This is a genomic window from Kribbella sp. NPDC051952 (assembly GCF_040680855.1).
Lineage (GTDB): Bacteria > Actinomycetota > Actinomycetes > Propionibacteriales > Kribbellaceae > Kribbella.
In genome coordinates this window covers 238,003-253,913 of the sequence record NZ_JBFAXQ010000006.1, presented here as the reverse complement: position 1 = coordinate 253,913, position 15,911 = coordinate 238,003, and the positions used below count along the sequence as shown (strand labels likewise).

General features: G+C 68.3%; 16 protein-coding genes. 5 read left to right on the top strand and 11 right to left on the bottom strand.

Annotation, left to right across the window (positions count from 1 at the left end; translation table 11 throughout):
- Positions 1-13: 13 nt before the first annotated feature.
- From AB0L70_RS14565 to AB0L70_RS14550, 4 genes are all read left to right on the top strand, one after another.
- Positions 14-1,033, top strand: a complete 1,020-nt coding sequence (locus tag AB0L70_RS14565; protein WP_363683900.1) for a LacI family DNA-binding transcriptional regulator — start codon at positions 14-16, stop codon at positions 1,031-1,033.
- Positions 1,034-2,629 carry an FAD-dependent oxidoreductase gene (locus AB0L70_RS14560; protein WP_363683898.1) on the top strand — a complete coding sequence of 532 codons (1,596 nt, stop codon included), beginning with the start codon at positions 1,034-1,036 and terminating at the stop codon, positions 2,627-2,629. It begins immediately after the preceding gene.
- A gap of 63 nt (positions 2,630-2,692) precedes the next feature.
- The gene (locus AB0L70_RS14555) at positions 2,693-3,217 is read left to right on the top strand and encodes a dihydrofolate reductase family protein (protein ID WP_363683896.1); all 525 of its coding nucleotides are present in this window, start codon (positions 2,693-2,695) and stop codon (positions 3,215-3,217) included.
- Between the two features lie 54 nt (positions 3,218-3,271).
- Positions 3,272-3,787, top strand: a complete 516-nt coding sequence (locus tag AB0L70_RS14550) for a hypothetical protein (protein WP_363683894.1) — start codon at positions 3,272-3,274, stop codon at positions 3,785-3,787.
- Between the two features lie 10 nt (positions 3,788-3,797).
- Here the strand turns inward: AB0L70_RS14550 and AB0L70_RS14545 are convergent, their stop codons facing one another.
- Complete coding sequence (locus tag AB0L70_RS14545; protein WP_363683892.1) at positions 3,798-4,370, bottom strand: dihydrofolate reductase family protein; 573 nt, start codon at positions 4,368-4,370, stop codon at positions 3,798-3,800.
- Between the two features lie 97 nt (positions 4,371-4,467).
- Here AB0L70_RS14545 and AB0L70_RS14540 point away from each other — a divergent pair, with 97 nt between their 5' ends.
- On the top strand, positions 4,468-5,451 hold the full coding sequence (locus tag AB0L70_RS14540; RefSeq protein ID WP_363683890.1) for a DUF5937 family protein: 984 nt from the start codon (positions 4,468-4,470) through the stop codon (positions 5,449-5,451).
- A gap of 10 nt (positions 5,452-5,461) precedes the next feature.
- Here the strand turns inward: AB0L70_RS14540 and AB0L70_RS14535 are convergent, their stop codons facing one another.
- The 10 genes from AB0L70_RS14535 to AB0L70_RS14490 all read right to left on the bottom strand — a co-directional run bounded on the left by AB0L70_RS14535 (position 5,462) and on the right by AB0L70_RS14490 (position 15,619).
- On the bottom strand, positions 5,462-6,316 hold the full coding sequence (locus AB0L70_RS14535) for a hypothetical protein (protein ID WP_363683888.1): 855 nt from the start codon (positions 6,314-6,316) through the stop codon (positions 5,462-5,464).
- Complete coding sequence (locus AB0L70_RS14530; protein ID WP_363683886.1) at positions 6,313-6,477, bottom strand: hypothetical protein; 165 nt, start codon at positions 6,475-6,477, stop codon at positions 6,313-6,315. The genes AB0L70_RS14535 and AB0L70_RS14530 overlap by 4 nt, the downstream gene beginning before the upstream one ends.
- A 69-nt stretch (positions 6,478-6,546) precedes the next feature.
- Positions 6,547-8,091, bottom strand: a complete 1,545-nt coding sequence (locus AB0L70_RS14525; protein ID WP_363683884.1) for a P-loop NTPase fold protein — start codon at positions 8,089-8,091, stop codon at positions 6,547-6,549.
- 68 nt (positions 8,092-8,159) lie between these two features.
- A complete protein-coding gene (gene hemB / locus AB0L70_RS14520; RefSeq protein ID WP_363683882.1) occupies positions 8,160-9,146 on the bottom strand; it encodes a porphobilinogen synthase in 987 nt (328 codons plus the stop codon).
- 5 nt (positions 9,147-9,151) lie between these two features.
- Positions 9,152-10,912 carry a uroporphyrinogen-III synthase gene (locus AB0L70_RS14515; protein WP_363683880.1) on the bottom strand — a complete coding sequence of 587 codons (1,761 nt, stop codon included), beginning with the start codon at positions 10,910-10,912 and terminating at the stop codon, positions 9,152-9,154.
- Positions 10,909-11,790 (bottom strand): hydroxymethylbilane synthase, encoded by an 882-nt coding sequence (gene hemC / locus AB0L70_RS14510; RefSeq protein WP_363683878.1) that lies wholly within the window; start codon positions 11,788-11,790, stop codon positions 10,909-10,911. Before hemC ends, AB0L70_RS14515 begins: the two co-directional genes overlap by 4 nt.
- Positions 11,787-13,070, bottom strand: coding sequence for a glutamyl-tRNA reductase (locus AB0L70_RS14505; RefSeq protein WP_363683876.1), 1,284 nt, complete (start codon positions 13,068-13,070; stop codon positions 11,787-11,789). Before AB0L70_RS14505 ends, hemC begins: the two co-directional genes overlap by 4 nt.
- A complete protein-coding gene (locus AB0L70_RS14500) occupies positions 13,067-13,822 on the bottom strand; it encodes a redox-sensing transcriptional repressor Rex (protein ID WP_360359975.1) in 756 nt (251 codons plus the stop codon). Before AB0L70_RS14500 ends, AB0L70_RS14505 begins: the two co-directional genes overlap by 4 nt.
- A gap of 115 nt (positions 13,823-13,937) precedes the next feature.
- Complete coding sequence (locus AB0L70_RS14495) at positions 13,938-14,174, bottom strand: glutaredoxin family protein (protein ID WP_363683874.1); 237 nt, start codon at positions 14,172-14,174, stop codon at positions 13,938-13,940.
- Positions 14,171-15,619: an AMP-binding protein gene (locus AB0L70_RS14490; RefSeq protein WP_363683872.1), complete on the bottom strand. Its 1,449-nt coding sequence runs from the start codon at positions 15,617-15,619 to the stop codon at positions 14,171-14,173. The genes AB0L70_RS14495 and AB0L70_RS14490 overlap by 4 nt, the downstream gene beginning before the upstream one ends.
- Positions 15,620-15,911 lie beyond the last annotated feature (292 nt).

The window sequence follows — 15,911 nt, the reverse complement described above, 5'->3', positions numbered from 1 at the left end:
CTACTGTCGCATGATGCCGGACAAGGCCACCCGACTGACCCAGCGCGATATCGCGCGGCTTGCGAACGTCAGCCAGACGACGGTGTCGCTGGTGCTGAACAACCGCAGCGACGCGACCGCCCGGATCCCGGCCGAGACCCGGGACCGGGTGCTGAAGGTGATCCGTGAGACCGGCTACCAGGCCGATCCGCTGGCCCGCCGGATGCTCAAACAGCGGAACCAGATCCTCGGCGTGTTCACGTACGAGTCCGTGTTCCCGAGCTCGAGTGGGGACTTCTACCACCCGTTCATGGCCGGCATCGAGGACTGCGCGGAGCAGCTCGGGTGGGATCTGCTGCTGTTCACCAGCGCGCCGGTGACGTCCGGCCGGCGACGGATCTTCCACGAGAACAACCGGCTCCGGATCGCCGACGGTTGTCTCCTGCTCGGTCGCGAGGTCCCGCGCGACGAGCTGACCCGCCTGAACGCTGAGGGCTACCCGTACGTCTCGGTCGGCCGCCGCAACGACGCCGGCGGCCCGGTCCCGTACGTCGGAGCCGACTACACCACCGCCACCCGCACCGTCGTAGAGCGAGCCCAGTCCCTAGGCCACAAGCACATCGCGTACGCCGGGCCTGGTGCCGGTGCGGAGTCGTCCGCCGACCGTATGCGGGGCTTCCGCGCGGCCGCTGGTGCACGGGCACCGCATCTTCCGGGCGGCGATCCGGGCGCATTGCTCGACGTGCTGCTCCAGCGGAAGATCACGGCCGTCTTCGTGGAGGAGCGGGCCGACGCGATCGCGCTACTCGCCACTGCCTCCGCACGTGGTGTGCAGGTTCCGGCCGACCTGTCCGTGGTCGCGCTCGGTGATGCCACTCGGCCGACCGAGAGCGATCTGGATTTCAGTGGGTTCCATGTGCCGCGGCGCGCGATGGGTTTGCGCGCGGTCGAGCTGCTGGAGTCGATCCTGAGCGGCACCCCGGCCAAGCGCCAACAACTACTTCCTTGCGAACTGACTGAGGGAATCACCCTTACTACGCCCAAAGGTGTCTGAATGCATACGGATGTTCTTGTGGTTGGCGGTGGGCTGGGTGGGGTTGCCGCGGCCCTGGCTGCGTTGCGGGCTGGTCGCTCGGTTGTCCTGACCGAGGAGTTCGACTGGATTGGCGGGCAGCTCACAAGCCAGGCCGTCCCGCCGGACGAGCACACCTGGGTCGAGCAGTTCGGGGTGACCGCGTCGTACCGGGCTTTGCGCGACGGGATCCGTGAGTATTACCGCCGCTTCTATCCGCTCACCGCGGCATCGCGGGCGGCGGTGCAGCTGAATCCGGGCGCCGGGTATGTGTCCAAGCTCTGCCACGAACCGCGGGTGGCGTTGGCCGTGCTGGAAGGGATGCTGGCGCCGTACCGTGCGAGCAAACGACTGCAGATCCTTCAGCCGTACGTGCCGGTCGCCGCGGATACCGACGGCGATCGAGTAACCGCGGTGACCGTGCGGCATCGAGACACGGACGATCGGGTCACCGTCACAGCGCCGTACATCCTCGATGCGACCGAGACCGGTGAGCTGCTTCCGTTGACGGGGACGGAGTACGTCACCGGCTTCGAGGCGCAGAGCCAGACCGGGGAACCGAGTGCGCCGGCCGAGGCCCAGCCGATGAACATGCAGGCCGTGTCGTACTGCTTCGTGGTCGACCATGTCGACGGTGATCACGTCGGGGACAAGCCGGCCAACTATGCGTTCTGGCGGAACTACCAGCCCCCGTTCTGGGGTGACCGGCTGCTGTCCTGGACGGCGCCGAACCCGCGGACGTTGGAGAGTTCGCGGCGGTCGTTCACACCCAACCCGGACGACGATCCGCTGGCGGTGGTTGCGGATCAGCGGCAGAGCGGCGGCGATACGAACCTCTGGACGTTCCGCCGGATCGCGGCCCGACGGCACTTCCAGCCGGGTGCGTACGACAGCGACATCTGCCTGGTGAACTGGCCGATGATCGACTACTTCGAGGGCCCGGTCATCGACGTACCCGACGCGGCCAAGCACCTCGCCGCGGCCAAGGAACTGTCGCAGTCGGTCTTCTACTGGCTCCAGACCGAGGCACCGCGACCGGACGGCGGCGCTGGGTTCCCCGGGCTGCGGTTGCGCGGTGATCTGCTCGGATCCACGGATGGTCTGGCCCAGGCGCCGTACATCCGGGAGTCCCGGCGGATCAAGGCGGAGTACACGATCGTCGAGCAGGACCTCTCGGTCGCGGTGCGCGGCGAACGGGGTGCGGTCGAGTACGACGACACCGTCGGCGTCGGCATGTATCGCATCGACCTGCACCCGTCCACGGGTGGGGACAACTACATCGACGTGGCCAGCAGCCCGTTCCGCATCCCCCTCGGGGCGCTGATCCCGCAACGGGTCGAGAACCTACTGCCGGCCGGCAAGAACCTTGGCACCACCCACATCACCAACGGCTGCTACCGCCTGCACCCGATCGAATGGAACATCGGCGAAGCCGCGGGCCTCCTTGCCGCGTTCTGCCTGGACCACGACGCCACCCCTCGAGCAGTCCGCAACACCCCCGGCCTGCTCGCCGACTTCCAGTCCCGCCTGACCTCCGACGGCATCGAACTGACCTGGCCCGACGTCACCGGCTACTAGTGTCCCGTCAAGCTACATCGCTTACGGGACACTGGCGTTGAACCACCATGGAAAGATAGGTGGGTGAGTTTCCATGCGGCTGTGTTCATCGCGGTGAGTCTTGACGGGTTCATTGCCCGCGCCGACGGTTCGATCGACTGGCTCACCGAGCGCGGGGAGCAGGCGGGCGACACCGGGTACGACGAGTTCATGGCGTCCATCGACACCGTCGTACTGGGCCGCAAGACCTACGAGACCGTGCTCGCCTTCGACTTCTGGCCGTACGACGGCAAGCAGGTGGAGGTGCTCAGCACCACCCTCGCCCCGGACGCCGACGAGCGCGTCATTGTGCACCGGACCCTCGAAGGCTTGGTCGAGACGCTCAACGACCGCGGCGCCCAGCGCGTCTACACCGACGGCGGCAGCGTCATCCAAACCTTCCTCCGCGCCGGCCTCCTGAACGAACTGACCATCACCACGGCCCCCGTCCTCCTCGGCACCGGCATCCCCCTCTTCGGCCCCCTCGAAGCCGACATCCCCCTGACCCACAACGCCACCCGGACCCTGAAGGCCGGCTTCACCCAATCCGACTACACCATCCACCGCTAGTTGCCGCGTGCCACCTTTGAGGTCAGGTGGCCGGAGCTAGGGCAGGATGTGGGCATGGATGAGGACGAGGACTTTCTGCTCGAGCGGCCGGAGCTCGTGGAGGCTGAGGCCGAGCGGTTCGGGCAGGAGGTCAGGGATGCCGCGTCCGATCCGGCGAATCAGCAGGAGTGGATCCGTCAGTCCAACCTGATCTACGGCGGGTTGGCGGCCGCTGGTCTGGTGGTGGTGCAGCCGTTCCTGACCGAGGACTCGCTGGATCTGTCGGCGACGATCTGCGTTGTCGCGTTCGCCGTCTCGATCCCGTTGCTCGCCGCGCTTCTCGTACTGAACCGGCAAGAGGAGTTCCGGCGCCGAACGACCAGATCACGGTCGGTCGCGGTGGCGAAGGCAGTCGCCCAAGGCGCGGCGTTCGCCGGCATCACGGCCGCCTTCTGGCACATCTCGATGCTCGCGGGGATCGTGTTCCTGGCGGTCGGGTGTATCGCGGTCGGCGTGCACTCCTCGGGCTACACGCAGCTGGAGTACGGCTCGAAGTTCCGCCCGCGATTCCCCTCCCGCAAGGCTCCCTAGGCCCCGAGCACTACTTGGCGACCCGGTAGCGCAGGTGCGTCGCCGCCCCCGCGAGCGGCTTTCCCTCCGGGATCAGCTCGGCCTGCACCCCGTCGAACAACCGCGTGCCCGACCCCATCAACCGGGGCACGAGGTGGATCCAGACCACGTCGAGAAGGCCCGCCTTGAGCAGGCTCTGGGCGAGTTCGGCACCCAGTACGACCACGTCCTTGTCCCCCGCTGCCTCCTTGGCCCGCCGGACCGCGGACTCGAGCCCGTCGAAGTAGAACGTCCCACCGTTGTCGGCCAGGAGGTCGTCCCGCGTCTCGTGAGTGACCACGAAGCTCGCCATGTTGGGCCACGGCGTACCGCCCCACGGCGCCGTGCCGAGTTCGAACGTACGCCGTCCGACGATCGCGGACCCCACCATCGCGTCCAGCTCCTTGCGGACGCCGGCGTCGAGCTCACCCTCCGGCCCCTCCCCGGAGAAGGCCCATTCGTGCAACCCTTCCCCGCCGTCGCCCATCGGCTCCTCGGGCCGCGGGTTCGGGCCGGCCGAGAACCCGTCCAGCGACACCGACACATCCAGAATCAGCTTGCTCATCACGCTCTTCCTTTCAACGGTTGGCCTCGACTGTGGCCGGGGCACCGAGAGCGGGCGATACTTTTAGCCTGACCTAAAAGCCCAGCTGGGAGGCGCCTTGATCGAGTGGCGGCTACGACCCGAGGACGTGGCCCGGATCAGGTTCGCCTTCTCACCGCTGATGGAGCTGACGTTCAGTACGGTCGCACTCCGGGCACCCGGCGAGCACTCGCTGCACCTGCCCTGGGCGCGCGCGACCCGGTCCAGGGTGGCCGAGCTCGACCTGACCGAGGTGTTCGCGCTCGCACCGGTCCGCGGGTTCATCGCCGACTTCATCTCGTTCACGCCGACCGAGCCACAGCCCGATATCAACACCGAGCTCGACAAGATCCGGCGTACCGATCCGCAGCGGGTCATCACCGACATCGCCGAAGAAGTGCCGAACATGCCCGAGGAGGTGGCGGACCGGATCCGTTCGGACCCGGCGGCTGCGATCAATCGCATCGCCGACACACTCGCGGCGTACTGGGAGGTGGCGCTGGCCGAGCACTGGCCCAGGATCCTGCGACTGCTCGAGGCGGACGTGCTCTGGCGTTCGCAACGACTCGCGGCCGGCGGCCTGCAGGCGCTGTTCGACGACCTGCACGAGACCGTCACCCTCGACGGGAACCGGTTGACCGTCGCGGAACCCTTCGACTGGTCAGGGGAACTGTCGGGCACCGGGCTGACCCTGGTGCCGTTCGCGATGGGATGGCCGTGGGTGCGGACGATGACCGGCCGCGTGAAGCCCGGTTTCCCGGGCGAGCGGTACCAGCCGATGATCGCCTACCCGGTCCGCGGCGTCGCCACCCTGTGGGAAACCACCCCACCACCCCCACCCGACGCGTTGGCCGCCCTGATCGGCCGAACCCGCGCCACCATCCTCACCACACTCGCCGAACCCGCGACCACCACAGCCCTGGCCCGCCGCCTCCAACTAACCCCTGGCGCCATCAGCCAACATCTCTCGATCCTCACCGCCAGCGGCCTCTTGTCCCGAACCCGAGTAGCCGGCACGGTTCTCTACCGCAGGACTACCCGAGGCGACTCCCTGACCGAATGACCAACGGCCGCTAACGGTCGAGGTTGCCGCGGTCCTTGGTGAGGTCCTTGCCTGCGGACCAGGCGACGCGGGGGTCCTCCGCCGTGACCTGCTTCTGAGCAGCCGGCGCGGTCGGATTCAGACCGGCTTTGAAGTGCTTCTCCAGGTCCTTCGCGGCGCGGGTGGCTCGATCGGCCTCCGCTTCGGCGGGACCGGCGTTGGGGAGGGTGGCAGGCACTTGCTTCAGGTCGTTCTTCACGGTGTCGCCGACCCGGTCGATCAAGGCCGAGGTCGTCTGCCGATCCTCGAAGCCGACCGAGGCGCCGCGCAACTTCTGGAGGGAGTTCGCAGCGTTCTGGAGCTCCGCGATGGCCGGCTCGACCGCGTTCTTCGTGACGTTGACCGTCGCCTCGAGCTTCGTGAGCCGTTCCCCGAGCGACTTCGCCGTCACCGGCGGCTTGGACTCAGTCTGCTCATCAGACTCCCGCTGTACGGCGGCTTTCCGGGCGGTCTCCGCGGCCTCGAGGGTCTCGAGTTCCTGGAGAAAGCCCTTCGCGTGCGCCAGCGGGCCGTTCGCCCGGCTCATCAGCTCATGGACTTCGGTGAGCGCATCTTGGGCATATCCGAGTTGGCGGTGGATCTCATCGCCGTACGACTGAGCATCGAGCAGGTGCGTCCGCGGGGAGTCAGAGGATCGCATCCGCCGCGCCTGATCCGGCAGCTCGGCCAGATCCCTGCGGATCTTGCTGAGGTGGCCGTCGACCGCTCGGGTCCGATCCGCGGCGGTACGCAACGAGTTGCGGACCATCTCCATCGCGTTGGCGGTCTTCTCCGCCAGCGCGTGCGCCTGCTTCTCGAACGTCTGCTCCGGAGCGGCCTCGCTCATCGTTTCGCCTGACCGGGCGAGTCATCGGTGGACTGCCCACCGGCCAGCAGATCGTCGGCGGCCAGCGCGTCGAGGATCATGTCGCTGACGCCCCGGAGATGGTCCTGCGCCGCCTGGACGTTCGACCGCGCTTCGTCCAACGCATCCGGCTGATCCGGCACGACGCACTCCCTTTCCGCTGAGGACTCTCCAGCAGGCTAACCCATCCGTTGCCTCAGGCCCCCAGGCAGTCAGCGCAGTGCGGCCTCGGGGAGGGTTCGTCCGTACGACGTCATCACGCCGGCGTTGATGCGCTGGCGCATGACCGGGAAATCGTCGATCAACTGCAGCGCCTCGGGGAGCGCCCTGGTCAGGTACATCGACACGCCCATCACCCAACGGCCGCTGGTTTCCTTGGCTTCGAAACGGACGACTGTCTTGCCGATCCGGACCCGGTGATACGGCAACGCCTCGTGGTTGTAGATACCCGCCGCGCGCGACGATTCGGTGAAGCCTTTCTGCAGCAGCGCGGACCTGATCGCCTCCGCCGTCTCCGCCCGTACCTGGTCCGCACTGACCGAATCCGAGGCGCGACTACCGAACTCACGATCGGCCGACGACTCGGGCTGAGCGACGACCTCGGTGAGGTGCATGACGGCTCGTAGCTCCTCGGCTTGTGGAGCGGGTGAGAAGAATGCCTTTGCATACTTGGCCAAATCCGGATGATCGCCCGATTGCAACGACGCCAGCGGATCGCTGTCCTCGGCATAGACGGCGTCCGTGAGGTCCTGGTACTCAGCCGGCCACCGCAGCTGAAGCCCAACCAGGCCTGCGATCAGTCGAGGGTACGTCGTGATCCCGCGGGTCCCCGCGATCCTGAGCAACAGCAGGAACGAGTTGATGAATCGCTTGACCTGCCGTGGATTCGCCGCCAGTCCGAGCGTCGCGACATCGAACGCGATCCGGCTGAACTCATCGGGCAGCGAACCCTCCGGCGGTGCCCATCCGGGCACGAGGTCGTGCAGGAACAGGTCTTCCTGGATGTCCAGCCGCGGCACCCGGAACGGGACCTGGACCATCTTCTCGATGAACACATGCCCGGACGCGTGCGGATACTTCGCGGTGACGGCACGGACGAGTACGTCGTAGTCCAACGCCAGTACGAAAACGAATCCCGGCACGTCGAGCACGAGGTTGATCGCCTCGAGCAACGACACCACTTTGTCCGGCGAGCAACGGTCCAGGTCGTCCACGAGGACGACGATGCGACGGTTGCCGAGGGCTTCGGCGATCGCCTTCAAGTCTTGGTACGGGCGCACGTACGCCGAATCGAGCGCATCCGTATACCGCTTGTCGGGCGTATCGGCGGGCGCCGCCGCGAAGGCCGCACCAGGATCCAGCTTCACCGGCCCGATGCTGATCGTCACGCTCCGGACCACGGACGTCAGCGCCGACCGCACCTTCTCGGTCAGCTTCGTGTCGGAGAGCTCAGGCGTCGCGTTGTAGATCGCGTTCAGCATCGGTACGACGATGTGGTCCGCCCGCTCGTACCGCCAGGCGTCGAACATCACCGTCAGCACGCCCGGATCCTTGGCCAACTCGGCCCGGATCGCGTTCAGCAGCGAGGATTTCCCACTCCCCCACGACCCATAGATCCCCACCGTGAACTGCGGCGGCGACCCACCCCGAACCGCAGCAGCAATGGCCTCCGCATAAGCCTCGAACCCCATGGCAGGCCGCTCACTAGGCGTATCCGCCACCACCGGCAACAACTCACCCGCCACACCAACCCCCATCCCCCACCCCATTCTGCCGCTCCCCCAACCCCAGGGGAACACCCCGGGGCCGCGGGAGAGCTCGTGGTCTAGCGGGGGTTCAGGAGGCGGGCGGCGGCTTCGGTGGCCCAGTAGGTGAGGATTGTGTCGGCGCCGGCTCGGCGGATCGACGTGAGGGTTTCGAGGATGGCCTTGTCGCGGTCGATCCAGCCGTTGGCGGCGGCGGCTTCGACCATCGCGTACTCGCCGGAGATGTTGTACGCGGCAACGGGCAGGTTCACGTGGTCGCGGACCTGCCGGATGATGTCGAGGTAGGCCAGCGCCGGCTTCACCATCACGATGTCGGCGCCCTCGGCGATGTCGAGGTCGACCTCGCGGATCGCGTCGCGGGCGTTCGCGCCGTCCTGCTGGTAGGTCTTGCGGTCACCGGTCAGCGACGAGTCCACGGCCTCACGGAACGGGCCGAAGAACGCCGACGCGTACTTCACGGCGTACGCCAGGATCACCGTGTCCACGAACCCGGCCGCGTCCAGCGCCGTACGAATCGCGCCGACCTGGCCGTCCATCATCCCGGACGGCCCGACCACATGCGCACCGGCGGACGCCTGCGCGACACCCATCTGCGCGTACAGCGGAAGCGTCGCGTCGTTGTCCACCCGGCCGGCAGAGTCCAGTACGCCGCAATGCCCGTGCGACGTGAACTCGTCGAGGCAGGTGTCCGCCATCACCAGCAGCGAGTCACCCGCCTCCGAGACGGCGTCCTGGATCGCGACGTTCAAAATGCCGGCAGGGTCGATCGCACCCGAGCCGACCTCGTCCTTCTCAGCAGGGATGCCGAACAGCATGACCCCACCGAGCCCGAGCTGAGCGGCCTCATGAACCGCCTTCCGCGCGGTGTCACGAGTGTGCTGTACGACGCCCGGCATCGACTTGATCGCGATCGGCTCGCGGGCGTCCTCCCGGATGAACATCGGCAGGATCAGCTGCCGCGGCTCCAGCGTGGTCTCCGCGACCAGCCTGCGCACCGCCGCCGACGACCGGAGCCGCCGCGGCCTGACCTCTGGAAATCCGGGCACCTGAATCAGCTCTTCCGACGAGATCCCGAGCGGCGCTCGGACGGACGGGTGACCGGTTCACCGGCCTCGACCATGGTGTCACGCCGGTCCGCACCGAACCGGGCGAGTGCGTCGGCCAGCTCCTCGGCGGACGGCGACTCGGCCATCGCGTCGACGCGCAGTCCGTGCTCCTCGGCCGTCTTCAGCGTCGCCGGACCGATCACCGCGATCACGGTCGACGCGTGCGGCTTGCCGGCGATACCGACCAGGTTCCGGACCGTCGACGACGAGGTGAACACGACCGCGTCGAACTTGCCGGACTTGATCGCCTCGCGGGTGGGCGCCGGCGGCGGCGCGGCGCGCACGGTCCGGTACGCCGTGACGTCGTCGACCTCCCAGCCGAGATCGGTCAGACCCGCGACGAGAGTCTCGGTGGCGATGTCCGCCCGCGGCAGGAAGACCCGGTTGATCGGGTCCAGCACCTCGTCGAACGGCGGCCAGTCCTCGACCAGCCCGGCGGCGGACTGCTCACCGGACGGGACCAGGTCCGGGCGGATGCCCCAGGCACCGATGGCCTCGGCGGTCTTGTCGCCGACCGCGGCGATCTTCAGCCCGGAGAACGCCCGCGCGTCCAAGCCGTACTCGTCGAACTTCTCCCGGACCGCCTTCACCGCGTTGACCGAGGTGAACGCGACCCACTCGTACCGGCCCTCGACGAGACCGCGGATCGCCTTGTCCATCTGCTGCGGGTTGCGCGGCGGCTCGACCGAGATGGTCGGGACCTCTTCCGGCATCGCGCCGTACCGACGCAGGCGGTCCATCAGCGGCCCGGCCTGGTCCTTCGTGCGCGGCACCAGGATGCGCCATCCGAACAGCGGCTTGGTCTCGAACCAGGACAGCGCCTCGCGCTGCTCGACCACGGCGCCGACCACGATCAGGGCCTCGCCGGTGACCTTGGCCGCGCGCAGATCCGCGAAGATCGTCTCGAGGGTCCCGACCACGCTCGTCTGGGCCGTCGTCGTACCACCAACGGTGGCAGCGACCGGCGTCGAGGCGTCGAAGCCGGCCTCGACCAGCGCGGCGACGGTGTCCTTGAGGACCTCGGTCGCGTTCAGCAGCACCAGCGTCTGCTTCGGGTGCAACCGGGTCAGATCGAGCTTGGCCTCGGCCAGGTCGACCACGGTGACCTCACGGTCGCCCTTCATGGTCAGCGGGATCCCGGCGTACGTCGGAACCGCCGACACCTCGCTGACACCCGGGACGACGTTGAACCCGATGCCGGCCTTCTTGCACGCGGCCGCCTCCTCGGCGCCGCTGGAGAAGGTGAACGGGTCACCGGTCAGCAGGCGTACGACGTTCGCCGCGGACTTGGCCGTCTTCACGACCAGCCGGGCCCGGGCCGCGACCTTCAGCGCCCGGCTGCCCTCGGCACCGGAACCGTCGATCACCTCGACGCCCGGTTTGCAGTACGTCAGGAACGCATCGTGCTCGGGGCCCTCGACGACGACCGCGTCGGCGTTCGAGAGTACGTCGCGACCGGCCAGCGTCAGCAGGGCCGGATCACCGGGACCGACGCCGACGAAGGTCACGTGGCCGAGTGGCCTGGTCTGTTTGGCTGTGCTCGTGGTGGCCGCCGCCTTCGCCGGCACATTCTGAGGTGTCGTGGATGCCGCGGTGGCTGTCTTAGCGCTGCTCACGTCTGCCTTCGCCCTCGTCCTCGTCCTACTGCTCGTCTTGTGCTCGTGCGCCGCATCGTGGGCCGCCGTCGTTCCCCGTACCGGTGTCATGTCCGCTCCAGCAACTCGTTCGCCAGCGCTTTGCCCAGGGACACCGGGTCGTCCACCGGCCCGTTCGCGGAGAGCCGCCGTACGCCGTCGTCCTGGCCGAGCGCGCCCCGGAGCCAGAGCTCGGGGCCGTCCTCACCGTCGACCACCTCGGCGAGTGCTCCGACCGGAGCCGTGCACCCCGCCTCGAGGGTGGCCATCAGTTGCCGTTCCGCTGTCACCGCCGCGCGCGTGGCCGGGTCGTCCAGCTGGGCCAGGGCGGCCAGTACCTCGGTGTCGTCCGCGCGGCACTCGATGCCCAGGGCACCTTGTCCCGGCGCGGGCAGGACCTGGATCGGATCCAGGGTCTCGGTCACCTCGGCGAGCCGTCCCAACCGGGACAACCCTGCCCTTGCCAGCACCACCGCGTCCAATTTGCCCTCGGCCACCATCGAGATCCTGGTGTCCACGTTGCCGCGGATTCCGGTGCATTCCAGGCCCAGGCCGAGCGCGTCGAGCTGAGCCACCCGGCGGGCCGAGCCGGTGCCGACCAGGGCACCGGTCTGCAGCTCGCCCAGCGTCAGCCCGTCGCGGGCGACCAGGACGTCGCGCGGGTCCTCGCGGACCGGGATGGCGCCGATGGACAGGCCGTCGATCGGTGCCGTCGGCAAGTCTTTGAGCGAGTGCACGGCGATGTCGATCTCGTTGGACAGCAAGGCGTCGCGCAGCGCGCTGACGAAGATGCCGGTGCCACCGATCTGCTCGACCGGGGCCCTGTTCACGTCGCCGGTCGTGGTGATCAGGACAAGCTCGACCTCGTGACCGAGCTTCCGCAGGTCCTCCGCGACCAGCGTAGCCTGCGCGGTCGCCAGTGCGGACCGCCGCGTTCCGAGCCGGATCATGCCTGCTCACCCCCGCTCGCCTTGGGTGTAGTCACGGCATCCACGGTCGCCTGATCCAGCGCGAACAGCTGCCTGAGTGCATCGGCGTACGTCGGTCCGCCCGGGTCGGCCGCGAGCTCCTTCACCCGGACCGTCGGATTGTGCAGGACCTTGTCGACCACGCGCTGGATGGTCCGCGCGACCTCGTGCCGCTGGGTCTCGTCCAGTCCGGGCAGCCGGCGCTCGAGCCGGGCCAGCTCGGAGTCGACCAGCTCGGTCGCCATCGCCCGCAGCGCGACCACGGTCGGCGCGACCGAGGCCGCCCGCCGGGTGGCCTCGAACGAACCCGTCTCCTCGCCGACGATCCGGCGTACCTCGTCGATGTCGTGCTCGCTGCCGCCGGCCGTCCCGGCCAGGTCGGCGAGGGTGACCAGCGTGACGCCGGCGACCCGGGCCGCCTCGGGGGCAACATCCCGCGGCAGGGCAACGTCCAGAACGCCGAACGGTCGCCCGTCCGCCGCGTTCCGGATCATCTCCTCGGTCAGTACGACGCCGCGCGCGCCGGTGCAGGACACGACCAGATCCGCGTCGGCCAAGGCCTCCGGGACGGCCGCGAGCTGGATCGCGGTAGCGCCGACCCGATCGGCCAGCGCGACCGCGCGCTCATAGTTGCGGTTGGCAATGGTCACGCTCTTCGCGCCGCCGTTGAGCAGCGTCTGCGCGGCCAGTGAAGCCATCGATCCGGCGCCGACGACCAGCGCGCGGCGGCCTTCGAACCCGCCGACCGCCTCGAGTCCGGCCGAGACGACCGAGCGTCCGGCGGAGTCGATGCCGGTCTCGGCGCGAGCCCGCTTGCCGACCCGCAACGCGTGCTGGAACAGGGCATTGAGGTCGGTGCCGATGGTCTCCAGGTCCTGCCCGAAGCGCAGCGACTCCTTCACCTGACCGAGGACCTGGCTCTCGCCGACGATCATCGAGTCGAGTCCGACCGCGACCTGGAACAGGTGCGCGACGGCACCTTCCTCGAAGTGCACGTAGAGGTGCTCGGCCAGGTCCAGCAGCGGTACGCCGGTGATGTCGGCGAGGATCGCGGTGACCTCGTCCATACCGGCGTGGAACCGGTCGACGGTCGCGTAGACCTCGGTCCGGTTGCAGGTCGCGAGGACGGCGGACTCCGCGACGGCCGGGGACTGCTTGACGGTCAGTGCCAGCTTGGTCGCCGCGTCCGGGTCGAGCGCCACGCGCTCGAGGACGTTGATGTCCGCCGAGCGGTGCGAGATGCCGACGACCAGGTAACTCATGCGCCGACACCCCCGCCAACACTGGGCAGATCGGTCAGACCGTTCATCGCTGGTAGTTCGGGCACCTGGGGGAGCGCCGCCTCTCCGGACTTTCGTTGTTCGTGGTACGCCAGGATCTGCAACTCGATCGAGAGGTCCACCTTGCGGATGTCGACGCCGTCGGGCACGGAGAGCACGACCGGCGCGAAGTTCAGGATGCTGGTCACCCCGGCGGCGACCAGCCGGTCGCACACCTCCTGGGCCGGACCGGCGGGAGTGGTGATGACCCCGATCGAGACGCGGTCGGTCTCGACGATGTCCTCGAGCTCGGCGAAGTCGCGGACCTCCATGTCGCCGATCCGCTCGCCGACCAGGTTCGGGTCGGCGTCGAGCAGGGCGACGATGCGGAATCCGCGGGTCCCGAAGCCGGAGTAGTTCGCCAGCGCGTGACCCAGGTTTCCGATCCCGACGATGACCACGGCCCAGTCCTGGGTGACGCCGATCTCGCGGGCGATCTGGTAGCGCAGGTACTCCACGTCGTACCCGACCCCGCGGGTGCCGTAGGAGCCCAGGTAGGACAGGTCCTTGCGGAGCTTGGCCGAGTTGACGCCGGCCGCGGTCGCCAGATCCTCGCTCGACGCGGTGGCGATACCACTGTCCGACAGCGCGGTCAGGGCCCGCAGATAGACCGGCAAGCGCGCGACAGTCGCCTCGGGAATCCCGCGTTCGGTTCTCGTCGGCGGGCCGGGGCGACGGCTGCTGGCACGCGTCACAATTCTCCTGGGAACGGTAGTTCAAGCCGCGGTCTGACGGCCGGCGACCGTTCTTACTCTAGGAGCTTGTGAACGTGAGAACAAAATCGGTAAGAGTGACGTGGGAGACATCCCACTACCCGGACAGTGCCTTTCGGAGCCGTACGGGGTCGACACGCCAGAAGTCGTGCTGCTTGCCGTCGACGAAAGTGACCGGGATCTGTTCGCCGTACTCCGTGAACAGCCGGTCATCCTGCGTGATGTCGACCTCGGTCCACCCCACCGACAGCTCGGCGCAGACCTGCTCGACGATCGTCCGGGCGTCGTCGCAGAGGTGACAGCCGGGTTTGCTGTACAGCGTGACGCGGCTCATCGGGGTGCCTCCCGCAGCCTGCCCTTCGCGACCTTGCCGGTGACCGAGTGCGGCAGGTGGTCCACCACCTCGATCTCGGCCGGGCACTTGAACCGGGCCAACCGGGACCCGGCGTACTCCCGGACCTCGCCCGGGTCGACGGTCTGATCCGGCTGCGGTACGACGAACGCCTTCACGGCCTCGCCCGTCTCCTCGGACGGTACGCCGATAACGGCAGCCTCCCGTACGCCGGGAGCACCGACGAGCACCTCCTCGACCTCGCTGGGGAAGACGTTGAAGCCGGACACGATGATCAGCTCGCGCAACCGGTCGACCAGGAACAGATCGCCTTCCGGGTCGAGGTAGCCGACGTCGCCGGTGCGGTACCAGCCCTCCTCGTCCGGGCCTTCCACACCGTCCGGCCAGTAACCGGAGAACAGGTTGCCGCCGCGGATCAGGATCTCGCCGGGGTCGTCGCCCTCGACGTCCTCACCCTGCTCGTCCGCGATCCGGAGCTCGACGTTCGGCAGCGGGCGGCCGACCGAACCGGGCTTCGGCTCGCTCTCGCCCAACGTCGTGGTGACGCCCGGGGAAGCCTCGGTCAGGCCGTACCCCTGGTGCACGAAGAGGCCGCTGGCCAGCTCGAAGCGAACCGCGAGCGCGGGATCCAGGGTCGACGCCCCGGTCAGGACGACCTTGACCGACTGCAGCGCGTCGCGCAGCTCCGGGCTGGCCACGAGCGCGTGCAGCGCCGGCGGTGCGAGCGGCAACCGCGTCACGCCGTGCTTCCGGATCAGGTCGAAGGTGTGAGCCGGCTCGAACCGCTGATCGATGACGAGGGCCGCGCCGGTCTTCACCGCCCAGCCGAGGACGGCGTTCAGACCGAACGCGTGGAACATCGGAAGGACGCCGAGTACGACGTCCTCCGGTCCCATCCGGTCCTCGCCGAGCTCGGAGAGGTTCTTCACGTTCGACGCCAGAGCACGATGACTCAACATCGCGGCGCGCGGATCGCCACTCGTCCCCGACGTGTACAGCAGCACGGCGAGGGTCTCCGGGTCGATCGACGGAAGTAACGGAGCGTTACCTTCGAGCTCGTCCGGTGCGACCGCTCGCACGCTCTCGACACGCTCCGCGAGGTCTGCGGTGACGACCGCGAGCCGGGCTCCGGAGTGCGTCACGACGTTCGCGATCTCGGGTTTGGTGAGCCCGGTGTTCAGCGGCACGGCAACGAGGCCGGCGCGGAGAATCCCCAGGTAGGACGTGACAAATTCGATGCTGTTGGCAACCAGCAGCACCACTCGGTACCCCGGCACCAGACCGGCCGCGGCGAACCCCTGCGCGGTCCGGTCGACGGCCTGGTCGAGCTCGCTCCAGGACAGCCGCCGATCCCCGTCGACCAGCGCGAGACGTTCGCCGTGACGTTGCGCTGTGTCACGAAGAATGTCCGCGAAATTGAAGTTCACCAGGTGAGTCTGTCATGCGGCCCGGGGCGTTCTTTCCCGACCGGCTGGTCGGAACGGTTGCAGCAGAGCGTGACGGGATATATACAAGTGACCTTGTGGGCGACATCTGCTGAACCTCACACTGCAGAACCGTCCGCATGGGGAGACCATGCGCGAGAACCCCGACAGCAGGCTGCGCCGTACACCGGCCGCGGTCCGCTGGCGCATTCGTGACGATCGATGACCGGACGGAAGGACGGCGCGCCTCGCGCTGTTGACAGCGAGTGCTTCTCACGTAACGCTCGGTGCTGTC

Coding starts and splice junctions, on each gene's coding strand:
- AB0L70_RS14565 (WP_363683900.1), top strand. CDS start 14: ATGCCGGACAAGGCCACCCGACTGACCCAGCGCGATATCGCGCGGCTT.
- AB0L70_RS14505 (WP_363683876.1), bottom strand. CDS start 13,070: ATGAGTTACCTGGTCGTCGGCATCTCGCACCGCTCGGCGGACATCAAC.
- AB0L70_RS14550 (WP_363683894.1), top strand. CDS start 3,272: ATGGATGAGGACGAGGACTTTCTGCTCGAGCGGCCGGAGCTCGTGGAG.
- AB0L70_RS14535 (WP_363683888.1), bottom strand. CDS start 6,316: ATGAGCGAGGCCGCTCCGGAGCAGACGTTCGAGAAGCAGGCGCACGCG.
- AB0L70_RS14495 (WP_363683874.1), bottom strand. CDS start 14,174: ATGAGCCGCGTCACGCTGTACAGCAAACCCGGCTGTCACCTCTGCGAC.
- AB0L70_RS14525 (WP_363683884.1), bottom strand. CDS start 8,091: ATGGGGGTTGGTGTGGCGGGTGAGTTGTTGCCGGTGGTGGCGGATACG.
- AB0L70_RS14560 (WP_363683898.1), top strand. CDS start 1,034: ATGCATACGGATGTTCTTGTGGTTGGCGGTGGGCTGGGTGGGGTTGCC.
- hemC (WP_363683878.1), bottom strand. CDS start 11,790: ATGATCCGGCTCGGAACGCGGCGGTCCGCACTGGCGACCGCGCAGGCT.
- AB0L70_RS14545 (WP_363683892.1), bottom strand. CDS start 4,370: ATGAGCAAGCTGATTCTGGATGTGTCGGTGTCGCTGGACGGGTTCTCG.
- AB0L70_RS14515 (WP_363683880.1), bottom strand. CDS start 10,912: ATGACACCGGTACGGGGAACGACGGCGGCCCACGATGCGGCGCACGAG.